Consider the following 12,158-nt stretch of genomic DNA (forward strand, 5'->3'; position numbering starts at 1 on the left):
GGCGTCAACCTGGTCGGTATCGGCCACGTCCTCGACCTCGAGCGCCGTACCGGGGAACTCGAAGCCGACAACGCCCGTCTGGAAACCGACAACGCGCAGCTGCGCGCGCAACGCCCGCCGCCGTGACGGGCCGCGCCAGGCCTGGTCGAGTGGGTGATCCCGGACCGTTCGACCGGTGGATCATGGTGTCTGCGGCGCGGTCGGACGGCGACGTCGGTGTGCGCACACGCGTGAGTTGTCAGAAATGGGGTAGCGCGCAGACCAGGAACATCAGACCTGCCGCGATGCCGAACACTCCGGCGAGCATGCCGAGCAGCGCTTCCAGGGATGTGGATTCATTGCCGGTGGCGTCCGGGCGCCGAAGGCTCAATCCGCCGGTGACGAGGGCGGCCCCACCGAGGATGATGCCGAACCCGAATAACCAGAACGTCACGATGGACAGGGCGCCGAACATGATCGCCGCATCGGACAGGCGCGTCCCGCGGCGCGGGGTGGGAGCAGTGGGGGAGGAATTGCGCGCGGGTTCGGAGGCGAACGGACGGGCGGCGGTGGTCATGATCCTCCTTCATCGGACCGGGCAACGGCGACTCCGCCGACGCGGCAACAGCATCGACCGAGATCGGCGGGACCGCAGGCGGCCCAGCCGAGCTATTTTACAGCCATCGCACGCTCGCAACCGGAACCGGAACCTCGCGTCGACGAGGTAGAGCAAACCTTCGCTGCGCCAGCGCGTCCCGATTCGGTTATGGCTCGATGCCGTCGACATTGGCGCTCGCAATCATTGATTACCAATTTCCCATGCGTGCGCAACTGGCTGGCAAATACTGGCACTGGGGAGGGGCGAGTGCTAATTTCTGGTGTGCACAGTGACTGCGCTCGTCGGGTGACGGGTGCCGGAGTCGAGGGGAGGTGTGCTGCTGTGCGCCACGACGATCGACATCAGCAGCAACAGGGTGATCCCACAGTCGAGGTCCCGCTGGTGCTGGGTGAACCGGTGCGCTGGCCGGAGCCGAGCCCGCTGGCGAACTGGTGGCAGCAGATACTGTTCGGTGAACGGGAGGCGATGTGAGAACCATGCGCCCGCCGCACACCGTTTTCTCGTGCAGCCGTTGCGATCACGTGTACCGGTCGCGGGAGGTCGAGCGGTCCTTCGCCGCTGCGATGGCCCGGTTGAACGGGTGGGAGATCGGTGACGGTGTCCTGTGCCCCGGTTGCGCCTCGGTCGGCGCGGTCGCGGTCACGACCTGAGGGGCCCGTCTCCGAGAGCGCCTGCGGTGAAACCGGTACGGTACCGCTCGGCCTCGACGTGACGCCGGTCGGCGGCCGCCGCAACTTCGCCGGATCGATGATCGGCGGCTCCGCCAGTTGCAGTCTGGGCTCCCGAGTTCGCCCGGGTAAAATGAGCGGGCGCGGAGTGATGACTGGAGCAGAACGCAATCCGCCCCCACCAGCGAAAATGTCATAAGATAGATTATCGGCAAGATCGAAAACTGCTGCCCACCAGAGCATTTGCTCCCTTGTGGACCTAAAGTATCACGGCATCCTCCCGAAGTCGATCGACCGGACATCGACGAGCACCGACCCGGGCGCACACTCTTCCTACCGGGGTGCGGCAGCCAGTCGCGGTGAAGTTCCGTGGTGCCGACGGTGGTTGTTCGGCGCCAGGGCACGGTGATGCGCGATAGTGGCAGGGTTCGGACTCGGTCCGCCCGATGATGGAGGTCTTCTGGTGTCACTGTCGCTGGCCGCGTTGGCGGATCTGGCCGAGGAAGAGGGCTTGGGCGCCGTCGAGCTGTTTGCGCCGCGGGTGAAGTTCCGGAGTGTCGGTCACAGCGACCTCGACGCCTGCCTGGACTGGTTCGCCGAACTGGTGATGACGGTGGACATCGACGACGTAGGCGGCGTGGTCGTCGGCTCACTCGACTTCACGGTGATCCGTCTCGGCACCGCGGATCCGATCGCATTGTGCCTGGATCAATTCGATGGCGATCACGAGATGCTGGCCGGGTTGTTCGACGGCAATCAACTCGCCGAGCAGGTCGAGGAACAGTTCGAGACCCTGACCGTCGTCACCGAGGCGGTCCTGATCCCGAACATCGCGTTCGTCACCGAACCCCTGCGGGGCCACGACCTGGGCCTGTGGCTGGTGGCCGAGACGATTCATCGGATGCTGCCCACCGGGATGGTACTCACGTGGCCCTACCCGGCGGACTGCACCGGCTCCGCCCCCGCCTTCGACACAGATCCCGACGCGGACTCCGCGCACATCGCCACGCTCGACAGTGCCATCGGCCGGCTGGCGGACCACTTCGGGCGGTGTGGGCTGACCCCGGTCGAATCGGCGCCGTGGGCGCTGGGCATGTCGACCGCCTTCGAAGCGCTCCCCGTGGCACGCTCCCGCCTCGGTGCGGTCCGCAGCACCACGGTGTCCCTGACGCTCGAGCAGCTCCGGGCCGCGTCCGAACCGCCGGCACCGGACGAGTAACGGACCCACACGACATCGATCGCCCGACCCCGAGGCGCGATCAGCCGGACTCATACCTGTGATTGTGCCCTGACCTGCACCCTCGGTCCGAGTCATCCGTCGACGTGGTGGGGGGCGGCAGCTGCGCAACGGGGCGCCGGCCACCCGCGATCTCACCTACCTGAAGCCGAGTTACGTATCTAGTAGACGAAACTAAACGGGATATAGATGCGAAAGCGACGAAACGAGTAGACTCGGTGCGGTGACGACCAACGACGGCCAGGGCGCGCGCCGGGGCATGTGCGAGTTCCCCGGCGGATGCACCCGGCCCAGCCTGGACGATCCGAAGACGGGCAGGCCGTCCAAGTACTGCGGGCAGGCCGATCCCGGGGGCCTGGTGCACAACAAGGGCAACGCGTGGAAGGAGCGTCGACGGCTCGCGACCGTCGGCGCGGGGCAGACCGCACCGTCAGTCGCCGGGGATGACGGTGGGGCGTCGGCGCCGGTGTCGATGGCCCGGGCCACCCTCGGTGTGCAGCTCGAAGAGCTACCGAACCGTCTCGCGGAGCTCCGCGGGTTCCTCGAAACCATGACCGAGACGATCGCCTCGGTGACCGATGTCGAGGCGGTCGCCGCCGAGGTCGATCAGGCGCACGCCGAGGCGCTCGCGAAGGTAGCCGAAGCGGAACGGTTGCGGGGCGAGGAGGAACGGCGCCGCCTAGGTGCCGAGACCCGGGCGCGGGAACATCAGCAGGCCCGGGAGGAGGCCGACGCCGCCGCGGAGGACGCGTACGCGGAACTGGCGCGCATTCAGGCCGAGGCTGCTGCCGCCGTGGAGGATGCGGTGACCCGGGAGCGTGCGGCGCACGCGGAACTCGAACGCGTCCAGGCCGACGCGGAGGAGCGGATCGCGGCTGCCGAGGCCGAGGCTCGGCTCGCCCGGACCCGCGCCGAGACGCAAACCGCCACGGCGCAGGCCACCGCGGCGGAAGGCCGCGAGAATGTGGACCGGCTGCGCGCCGAACTCGCCGACCTGCGCACCGAGTCCCGTACGGACCGCGACCAGGTGCGCGCCGATCACGCCGCACAACTGGCCGAGGTCCGGCAATCGGCCGCCGACCGGGTCGACGCGCTGACCACCGCGCTGCGCGCCGCGGAGCAGACGATCGCCGAACTCCGCCGGCAAACCGGGGGCCGCGGGGCCGGCGCCTGACCTGGGCGCTGCACACCACACCGATGCCCGCTGCCGTGCCCCGACTCGGGGCGAAGCCGCGGCGACGACGCGGGCGTCTCGGTGGTGGCAGATGCCGGGGGCCTGCACATGGCACAGAGAGCGGTCCAATGTGACGATCGTGGAGCGGATCGGCCCCGTGTGATGGGCGGTAGCGGTTGTGGGTACAGGGAGATGATGCCGATGCGGATGAAGTTTCAGGATCAGCTCGAGGCGTTGACCGACCGGCTGGCGTCGATGTGTCACCTGGCGGGGCAGGCCATCGAGGTGGCATCCGATGCGCTGGTGCTGGCGGATCTGGCTGCGGCCGAACGGGTCTTCGTCCTCAACGAGCAGATCGAGGCGTTGCGGGGCCCGTGCGAGGAACAGGCGATGACGTTGCTGGCGTTGCAGGCTCCGGTCGCGCGGGATCTGCGTCAGGTCGTCACCGGGGTGCACCTGGTGGCGGACCTGAGCCGGATGGGTGGGTTGGCGCAGCATGTGGCCGAAAGCGTGCGCCGCCGGCACCCGCACCACGTCACCACCGGGGAGGCCGAACAACTCCTCGGCCGCATGGGCCGGTTGGCGGGCGGGTTGGCGAGTCTGGCGGAGCAGGTGCTGCGGACCCACGATCCCGAGCTGGCCGCGGAACTGGATCGACGTGACGACGAGCTCGATGACCTGCATCGTCAGCTGTTGGAGCTGATTCAGGACCCGGCGTGGACCGGCGGCGTGACCGTCGCGGTCGACGCGACGTTGCTCGGCCGGTTCTTCGAGCGGTTCGGTGACCACACCGTGGTGGTCGGCCGCCGGGTGATCTTCCTGGTGACCGGAGAACCGCTGACGCCGTAACCGTTCGGCGGCGCTGCGCATCTAACCCTCTACTACCCCCGGGGGACGGTGTCAGGAGGGGTGGAGTCGTCACACTCCTTCGCCTGGTCGCTACTCCCGGTAGCGGGATCGACCACAGGACGTGTGTGGCCACGGCGTCGACAGGGCTGCGATCCCTGTGTGCCGGGAGGCGCAGGTGGTGACCTTGTCCCCTGTCTCGGCCCGGTACCGTCCGGCGATGCTGGAGGTGTCGGAATGTGCTTCGGTCAGGACATGACAGCATGCACTCGCGCCCGGAGTCGGCGGATGGACCCCTCACCACCGGTGAGTGCCTGAGTCTTCTGCGGTCGATTCCCTGTGGCCGGCTTGTCTACACCGAAGGAGCACTCCCGGCGGTGCGGCCGGTTACCTTCGCCGCCCCGGACGGGGAAATCGTCATCCCCACCGGGGACGATCCGTGGTTCGACCGCTTCGAGGACACCATCTTGGCGTTGGAGGCCGGCTCCATCGCGCCCTCGACGCGCACAGGATGGACGGTTCTCGCCATCGGGCGATCCCGGTTTCACTTCGGCACCGACGATCTCGCCGGGTTCGACGATCCCGCCCGAGCGCCGTGGAGTGCTGTTCCGGGTGTTCGCTACCTCGTCATCGACATCGGATCTCTCACCGGTCGGCGAACGACCCTGCTCCGTCCCGCAGGCGACCTCCGCTGAAACCCTGACCGGATGCTCACCGTCCCACGGCGCACCACAGACTCCGCACACCAACCCGTGATGACGCCCAGGGGCAAGGGGTGTGTCCCACGGACGGGCTACTCGTCGCCGGTGTCGAGTTCCACGCAGTCCCACGTCACGATCCGGTCCGCCGGTACGGTGTGGCGCTCGGTGAACGTAGGCGGCCCCGACGGGTCCACCACGTAGCCTCCGCGACGGGTCGGGCGGCGGTTCGCGTGTCGGGTGATCGAGGCGCGGCGAAGGATCCGACCACGCGTCCTCGGCACCACCTGGTGAGACAAGTGCAAATATCTGTCGTACACCAGAGCGCCGGAGATCGCGGTGGGACCCTTCGATTCTTTCCAGTCCGAGAGCAGAGCGGAGACGTTGTCATTGCTGTGCGCTATCCAGTCGACGTCGCCGGGCCGGTGTCCGGCGACGCGTTCGACGTCGACGGGGACGTCCCAGCTCACCATCTCCACCGGCAGCATCTCGGGCCGACACCATGCAGTGGTGGCGTCGATCCGGTCTCCTGGCTGGAGGCGCTCGTATCCCGGTTCGAGGTCGACCAGCATCCAAATCCTCACCCCCTCATCGTCACACGGTGCAATCCATTCGTGGAGCGGGCCTCGAGTCCGTACGCTCCGCCGCCGGGCGGGAGGTCGTCATTGCCGGTCCACTCGCCACTCATCGCGAAACGCTCGGGCGATGCTGGCTGAACATCCCGCTGCGCCCGCAGCCGGGTCGGTGAGCTCCGCCGGCCTCAGCGGAGCGCTCATCCGACCAGCGGGCGGTATTCGCGGAGGCGGAGCAGAGCGCGGACGTATCCGGCTTCGGCCGCCGCGGTGACCTCGTCGAGGTGGCCGAGTTCGGCCGGCCCGGCCGTGGCGGGGTCGAGGCGCATTTGTTCGGCAACCCAGCGACGGATTAAGTCATGGGTAGTCATCCGATCACCGTCCTCGGGCGGAAGGTGCGAGTTCTGGTGTTAGGTCAGGTCCTCGGTGGCGGCTGTTGCCGCATTGGCTTTGATGGACGCAATTCCATTCTGCGCCGCCGCCTTCGAGGTGTAGCCCTGACTGGCCGCGATGATCTCACCGTTGGCGGCCTCGAGATGAAACCGGAACTGTCCGGCAGTGTCCTTGAACAGCTCGAACTTCGCCGTCATCGCCCCTCCTCAGGGATGGTCTTCGGTGGTCACGGACAACACTCACGGTAGGCCGACCGATCACCCATCGGCGGCCGAACGAACGACTCTCGCGCGCACAGCCGCTCCGGCGGGTGTCCCCCTCGTGTCCTCATCCGTCCCCGCAGGCCCGGCCCATCCTGTCCACCCACCCCGACCTGACGACACCGACCGCTACGACGCCGTGCGGGGCAGTGCGATGGGTGCGGGTCGCCACGGTGGCAAACGGGTGCGGTGCTCCGACTCCCTCCCACCACGGTCGACCTCACCCCTGATGACGCCGTGCGCAAGAGGATTCGGTGTATACATCGGGTCGGGCCTCCCGATGAGAGGGTGATCGGGAACGGGTTCACCGAGAATGGCCAGACCGCCGCGGTGCAGGGTCAGTCCGGTGACCGAGCCCACCAGCACCACGGTTCTGTCGAACACGATGAGCATGATCGTCGAGGCGGCGACGTGATCGGCACGCAGCTTCCACACCCCGCGGCCGCGCTCCCACAGCTCCGTCGGCGTGAGACCGGGGGCGTACCCGACCTGTGTCCGGCCCAGGGGGTCGTCGGGATCGGCGGGGCAGGACTCGGCGAGCGTGACCCGGACCGCGGTGATGCGCGCTGGGGGTTGCTTCGGCCGGAATCCCCGCAGCTCGGACGACGCCCCGCTCTCGCGGTCCCGGGGAAGATGGGTGAACGGGGGATAGTGCCGGTCCGCGAGGCTGACCGGGGGCAGCTCACCGGTCGCGGTGAAGCGTTGGTGCTCGCAGAATTGCAGGCGCCGCTCGATATCGCCGTCCAGGGGTGTATCTCGGATGTCGAAGCCGAGTTTCTTCAGGCCCCAACCAGTGTCGCTGCCATGCTGGCCGGGGAGATACGTGGAATGGAGATTGCCGGCATCGTCCGGTACGGCCGCGTGCATCTCCTCCCGGTAGCGGGGTGGCAGCGCGTCGAGGATGCGCAGCATGCACGCGCCGAGCAGGCCCCCGGCCGGTTCGCTCAATCCCGGTCGATGCTCGACGGCCGCGATGGCGACGTACACGCTGACCATCCGCACGAAGTACGCCTCCACCAGGGGAAAAATCTGATCCCACCACTCGACGGTGTCGGCCGCCCTGGCGCAGAACAGGGCGTAGAGGGGGCTGGCGTCGAGGATTTCGGCCGCGGCGGCCGCCGACTGGTCGTGGGCGTCGAGGATCAGGCGTGCGTGCTCGGTGACCTCGCACTTGTGGCACGGGTGGGCGAGCACCCGGAAGGTGGATTCGGAGGGATGGAACCGCCGGTGGCCGCAGCTGTGCACGATGGCGCCGGGGGCGACGCAGTACAGGCAGGCGTGCAGGTCCCCGTTCTTCCACGCAGCCGGTGATCGCCGTTGCAGCGGTGTTTCGCGCCACTCGTGCCCGGCGGGACAGCGCCACCACAGCATCTCGTGGGACGAGTTCGTGGTCGAGTCGAGATCGACCCCGGTATTGCGGGTCGGATGTAGCTGGCGGAACAACTCTGGGTGCTTCTCTTTGAAATGCACACGCCCCCCTCGAGGCTCACTCTTCGGTATCAACACTCTCGGGCACACACCGGCACCCCGTCCTCACACTCTGATCGCGGTGCCCGGGGCCAATTGCGCCAGCCAGGCCGTGAACCCGAGGACGAACGTTCCCAGGCCGGCGAGAAGTGCTTGCTCACGGTCATCCGGCCGATCACGCCCGTGGACGAGATGGACCGGGGACCAGGGCGGCGATCGGCGCTCAGCATCATCAGTAAGGACAGCGTTCTGGCCGGGAACGGGAGGACATCTTCGACCGTTCGGCGAGTCACGTACAGGGCCTGGAAGTTCGTCATGACTGCGAACGTTAGATCAGATTCACTGGGCGCAGGTGAGGGAGTAGGGGTCCTGACCAGCAGCGATGCCCTAGCGGGCATCGCTGAGCCTAACAAAGCGCCAAAGGCCGGGCGTGTCGTAGCTGGTCCGCCGGAGTGTCGTCGACGCGACCGCTGTCCAGGCGCGTGTGTTTCCCAGGTCTCCTCCATCTGCCGCGGGCGCAGGCAGCAGATCGGTACTGTCATCTGGTCCGTACCGAAGACCTCGAGGAGTGAAATCTGTGGCACGCAAGGTTTTAGGAGGTCGGCACGACCACCGCCCCCGCAACGAGATGGGCGACGACATCGACGACACCGCCCTCGGTGAGGACGGCGAGAGCATCCGCCTTACCGTCGAGGGCATCAAGTACGTGCTCATCTGATCCGAGCGGGTCTTTAATGACGCCCCCGATCGCGGGCGGGGGTTGAGCCCGTGCCTGTGGTGGCCCTCGCCGAATCGGCACCGGAATACTCCCGGTTAGTCGTCTGTTGAACCCGCTGACAGTGGCGCACATACCCCGGGTACCACACCAGAAAAGTCGCTGCGAGCGACCACTTGCCGAGAGGCGATATGGCGTCACTGTCACCCCCGATCCGGGTAAGACCTACATTGCGTAGCGTTCTCGGGACAATCGGGGATGAGGAGCCGCTGACATCGGGGAAGGTGTCGGCGGCTTTCCTCTGGACCTGCCCTACAGGTCCTCCACCCGCACCGATCGCTCGTCGACGTCGTAGCGCTGGCCGTGCAGGCTGGGGTGTCGGAGTCCACCCGCCGAGAAGGCCCTGTACGCCACATCCACGACAAGGCGAGGCTCCAGCCACACAACACCGGGGAAGGTCTCCGCGGCCGCTGACGGGTCCGTGAGAGGGCTGCTAGCCCGTTCCAGCGGCCGGAACTCGTCCCGGCACTGTCGGCGCATGGAGGTCGTGAGGCCGGCGGACACCGAACCCACCTGGACCAGCCGATTCTCGGCGTCGTACGCTCCGAGGATCAGCGCCGCGACCGAACGGCTCGAACCGACGAAACCGATCACCAAAACCGAACTACGAGTGCGGAGTACGTGCTTGATCCAGGATCTGCTCCGCTGACCCGGAAGGTAGATCGAAGTCGACCTCTTGGCCAAAACCCCCTCCATCCCAGCACTTCTGGCGGCATTGAGCATGATCTTGCTGCTCTGATTCTCCCAGAACGGTGGGACGGTGACGGGCAGGCCGCCGACGTCCTGGATGATCGAATCCAGCTCGGCCAACTCCGCCCGCCGATCCAGATACGACGCCTTCGTGAGATCGCCTCCGTCGAGCGACAAGACGTCAAAGGGCAAGAATGTCACAGGTATTCGCTTCTGCAGCGGCTTCGTGGCTCGGGCTGTGGACATCCTCCTCTGCAGTAGCCCGAAGGAGGGCTTGCCCCGATCCAGCACCACGACCTCCCCTCGAGGACGATCCGCCCGCGGCCGCCGAACGCGGCAACCAATGCATCGGCGATCTCCGGATACGAGGGCGTCACCACGTTCATGTTGCGAGTCCACAACACCGGCTCGCTACCGCCGCCGACCGAAGCCAGGATCCGGCACCCGTCGTACTTCATCTCGAAACTCCACGGCCGTTCCGCCGTGTCGTCCGGGAGAGTGCCGGCCGTGGCCAGCATGGGCGCGATCAGCCGCATACGCCCGATTGTGCCCGTGACCTGCGAGCTACGCAGGCGGAAGGTTCAGGACCCGGGCCGCGGTCGTGTGTCCTTGACCGCCGCCGGGTTGCCGCGATGCGTGAGCGTGGCGGCACACAGCTACGTCGCCTGGTCCGTCCCCACCATGGTGAGCGGCGCCGATTTGCTGCGCGAGGTTCCGCTTGGCGGTCGACACCCGGGGCGTATCCCGACCCCATGTGCGGAGCGTACCGAAAGTCGGGTCTGCACGACTGCGTCGAACTCGACACGGACGCCGAGTAGGTCATCGGGATCCGCGGTCCGGCCACTGTCGCTACGACTGCAGGGCTGGTACGACGAAAGGCCTATTGGTCGGACCCTCGGGTGATTGGAGTCGTCAACGGTCTGCCCCCACGGCTGGATCGGCGCGCAGTGGATGAGGGTGAACTCCTTCTGGACCAATTATTCAGCAGCGAACTACACGTTGTCGGCGTCCGCGAACTCGATGCTCGCCTGCGGCACGGCGTAATCGAGAACCTGAGCGGATCACCATCCGTCGGCGTTCGGAGTTCGACGCCAGTTGGCACTCCAAGACCCAATAATACCAATTGGTCTGTTTTGGCAGGTCTGATTTCGATTCCATAAAGGTCTTTGGGTTTCTTTCTAGCAAGGATTCCATGATCGACAGACCGCTCTGTCGGTTCTTTTCAAACGGGGATACTGTTAAGTATGGCTCCCTACTCGTCCCGGCGGGGCGAAGAGCGGGGTTACATCTGGGAGAGGGCTCCACCGTCATGCCACGTCAGCAGGAACGTGCGCGACGCACTCGCGCTGCACTCGTGGAGTCGGCCGCGATCGAGTTCGCCAAGCGCGGCTATGCCGCGGCGTCGGTCAACACGATCCTCGAGGGCTCGAACGCCACCAAAGGGGCGATGTACTTCCACTTCCAGTCGAAGGAGGAACTCGCCCGCGCCGTCCTCCAGTCCGGGGTGGAGCAGTTCTCTGCCCTGACCGACCGGTGGACGAGTCGCACGGATATCGGGCCCTTCGAGGCCCTGCACGGATTCGTGCTCGACCTGGCGAAGCTGTTCCGTTCGAGTGTCATCGTGCGGGCGGAGTTCCGGTTGATCGTCGAACCCGAGTTCTATCCGGACGTGCAGTCCGGTGGCTCGCAGGTGTGGGGGCGGGCCGCGCACGAGTTCGCGATCCGCGCCCAGCGGGACGGGTCGCTGCGCGCCGACGCCGACCCCGAGAAGTTCACCCGGGTCCTGGCGGCGTCCCTCGCCGGCCAGCGGTACATGTCCGACATGACCGCGCTGGAGGGCGACCTCGGTGCACGGTTCGTCGAATCGCTCGAGGTGCTCCTCGCGGCGATGGCGTCACCCGAATGGCTGGAGAAGTTCGCCAGGGACGGATGGCCGGATTCCGGTTCGGAACTGCCCGATTCGTAGTCGGGCCTGGGATTGGGAAATTCTCGATCCGTGTTCTTAAGCGACGCGAACCTGCCGTCGCACCTGGGCCGATCTCGTTCGAGAACGGGATGGGGCGAGTACGAGTACGAAGCCTGGCTGGCGCGCACGCTCCGCACCCAACGCTCCCGCCCCGTTGGCATGAGAGCCCAGTTCGGCACCGAGACCACTCCGGCTGCGAACCTCGAGCACTGAACGTCAAGAGAACCTCTCTGCTTGGGTGAGGAACTCCGCATCCGTGACACCAGCCGGTATCGCCGAACATTCCGGCACCACTTCTGGGAGGGGCTGATGGTGAACGTCAGGATCGCCCCGGTGTTCTCGGCGTTCGGTTTTAGGGTCCTGAAGGGTTCATGAGCGCAGGCGCGATCATCGCTGAGTTGCCCGCGCCGGTCCTCCGGGTTGTCGCGGTGCGGTTCTCCACCAGGTGCTACGCCCACGAAATCTGCTGTACGAGCTCGGGCACGGGAGACACAGGAGACAGAAATACCGGCAATCTATGTAGTCGGGAGGGTTCCACGGACGGTGCCGGCCATGCATCTATCCCCCTCGATTGTCACAATTCACTCCACTCCGACTCCCTTCCCGGCCGCAACCTCGGGGGACGACCGGCTCCCATCAGCCAAACCGCCGGTCGTGGGCGGTGGGATCCGTTGCCGCACGCACCCATCCGACACGCACGCCATCCAGGAACGGGAGTGCAGTGCCCGGCGACCGCACATACGAACCGGTAGGTTCTCCTCGGTGGCCACCATCCTCGACGACACCAGGACGACCCGGGCGCAGCGGACGGCGG

12 protein-coding genes and 2 pseudogenes are annotated in these 12,158 nt (G+C 66.8%); 8 read left to right on the plus strand and 6 right to left on the minus strand.

Going from position 1 to position 12,158, the window contains the following annotated elements:
* A pseudogene (locus ACFTZB_RS35795) lies at positions 1 to 120 on the plus strand (MerR family transcriptional regulator); the annotation flags it as partial.
* Between the two features lie 118 nt (positions 121 to 238).
* On the opposite strand, the gene ACFTZB_RS35800 reads toward ACFTZB_RS35795, so the two are convergent.
* A complete protein-coding gene (locus ACFTZB_RS35800) occupies positions 239 to 556 on the minus strand; it encodes a hypothetical protein (RefSeq protein WP_378439124.1) in 318 nt (105 codons plus the stop codon).
* A gap of 363 nt (positions 557 to 919) precedes the next feature.
* Here ACFTZB_RS35800 and ACFTZB_RS35805 point away from each other — a divergent pair, with 363 nt between their 5' ends.
* From ACFTZB_RS35805 to ACFTZB_RS35825, 5 genes are all read left to right on the plus strand, one after another.
* Complete coding sequence (locus ACFTZB_RS35805) at positions 920 to 1,069, plus strand: hypothetical protein (RefSeq protein WP_378439126.1); 150 nt, start codon at positions 920 to 922, stop codon at positions 1,067 to 1,069.
* Positions 1,070 to 1,729: 660 nt separating this feature from the next.
* Complete coding sequence (locus ACFTZB_RS35810) at positions 1,730 to 2,485, plus strand: hypothetical protein (protein WP_378439128.1); 756 nt, start codon at positions 1,730 to 1,732, stop codon at positions 2,483 to 2,485.
* Between the two features lie 241 nt (positions 2,486 to 2,726).
* Positions 2,727 to 3,677, plus strand: coding sequence for a hypothetical protein (locus ACFTZB_RS35815; RefSeq protein WP_378439130.1), 951 nt, complete (start codon positions 2,727 to 2,729; stop codon positions 3,675 to 3,677).
* 201 nt (positions 3,678 to 3,878) lie between these two features.
* Positions 3,879 to 4,526 (plus strand): phosphate signaling complex protein PhoU, encoded by a 648-nt coding sequence (gene phoU / locus ACFTZB_RS35820; RefSeq protein WP_378439132.1) that lies wholly within the window; start codon positions 3,879 to 3,881, stop codon positions 4,524 to 4,526.
* Between the two features lie 260 nt (positions 4,527 to 4,786).
* The gene (locus tag ACFTZB_RS35825; RefSeq protein WP_378439134.1) at positions 4,787 to 5,218 is read left to right on the plus strand and encodes a pyridoxamine 5'-phosphate oxidase family protein; all 432 of its coding nucleotides are present in this window, start codon (positions 4,787 to 4,789) and stop codon (positions 5,216 to 5,218) included.
* 98 nt (positions 5,219 to 5,316) lie between these two features.
* On the opposite strand, the gene ACFTZB_RS35830 is transcribed toward ACFTZB_RS35825, so the two are convergent.
* The 4 genes from ACFTZB_RS35830 to ACFTZB_RS35845 form a co-directional block, all read right to left on the minus strand.
* Positions 5,317 to 5,793 (minus strand): hypothetical protein, encoded by a 477-nt coding sequence (locus ACFTZB_RS35830; protein ID WP_378439137.1) that lies wholly within the window; start codon positions 5,791 to 5,793, stop codon positions 5,317 to 5,319.
* A gap of 200 nt (positions 5,794 to 5,993) precedes the next feature.
* Positions 5,994 to 6,164, minus strand: coding sequence for a hypothetical protein (locus tag ACFTZB_RS35835; RefSeq protein WP_378439139.1), 171 nt, complete (start codon positions 6,162 to 6,164; stop codon positions 5,994 to 5,996).
* A gap of 39 nt (positions 6,165 to 6,203) precedes the next feature.
* Entirely contained in the window at positions 6,204 to 6,383 is a 180-nt protein-coding gene (locus ACFTZB_RS35840) for a YegP family protein (protein WP_378439140.1), read from the minus strand.
* A 192-nt stretch (positions 6,384 to 6,575) separates the two neighbouring features.
* Positions 6,576 to 7,916 (minus strand): zinc-ribbon domain-containing protein, encoded by a 1,341-nt coding sequence (locus tag ACFTZB_RS35845; protein WP_378439142.1) that lies wholly within the window; start codon positions 7,914 to 7,916, stop codon positions 6,576 to 6,578.
* 574 nt (positions 7,917 to 8,490) lie between these two features.
* Here ACFTZB_RS35845 and ACFTZB_RS35850 point away from each other — a divergent pair.
* Entirely contained in the window at positions 8,491 to 8,631 is a 141-nt protein-coding gene (locus tag ACFTZB_RS35850; protein ID WP_378439144.1) for a hypothetical protein, read from the plus strand.
* Between the two features lie 309 nt (positions 8,632 to 8,940).
* On the opposite strand, the pseudogene ACFTZB_RS35855 reads toward ACFTZB_RS35850, so the two are convergent.
* A pseudogene (locus ACFTZB_RS35855) lies at positions 8,941 to 9,914 on the minus strand (DNA ligase).
* A gap of 773 nt (positions 9,915 to 10,687) precedes the next feature.
* Here ACFTZB_RS35855 and ACFTZB_RS35860 point away from each other — a divergent pair.
* A complete protein-coding gene (locus ACFTZB_RS35860; protein WP_378439146.1) occupies positions 10,688 to 11,344 on the plus strand; it encodes a TetR family transcriptional regulator in 657 nt (218 codons plus the stop codon).
* The last annotated feature ends 814 nt before the right edge of the window (positions 11,345 to 12,158 follow it).

It is taken from the genome of Rhodococcus sp. NPDC057014, assembly GCF_042673295.1.
In the GTDB taxonomy this organism is placed as follows: Bacteria; Actinomycetota; Actinomycetes; order Mycobacteriales; family Mycobacteriaceae; genus Rhodococcus_F.

Bases quoted from the DNA above. Each gene is read 5' to 3' on its own strand.
- ACFTZB_RS35800 (WP_378439124.1), bottom strand. From the start codon at position 556: ATGACCACCGCCGCCCGTCCGTTCGCCTCCGAACCCGCGCGCAATTCC.
- ACFTZB_RS35825 (WP_378439134.1), top strand. From the start codon at position 4,787: ATGCACTCGCGCCCGGAGTCGGCGGATGGACCCCTCACCACCGGTGAG.
- phoU (WP_378439132.1), top strand. From the start codon at position 3,879: ATGCGGATGAAGTTTCAGGATCAGCTCGAGGCGTTGACCGACCGGCTG.
- ACFTZB_RS35840 (WP_378439140.1), bottom strand. From the start codon at position 6,383: ATGACGGCGAAGTTCGAGCTGTTCAAGGACACTGCCGGACAGTTCCGG.
- ACFTZB_RS35830 (WP_378439137.1), bottom strand. From the start codon at position 5,793: ATGCTGGTCGACCTCGAACCGGGATACGAGCGCCTCCAGCCAGGAGAC.
- ACFTZB_RS35860 (WP_378439146.1), top strand. From the start codon at position 10,688: ATGCCACGTCAGCAGGAACGTGCGCGACGCACTCGCGCTGCACTCGTG.
- ACFTZB_RS35835 (WP_378439139.1), bottom strand. From the start codon at position 6,164: ATGACTACCCATGACTTAATCCGTCGCTGGGTTGCCGAACAAATGCGC.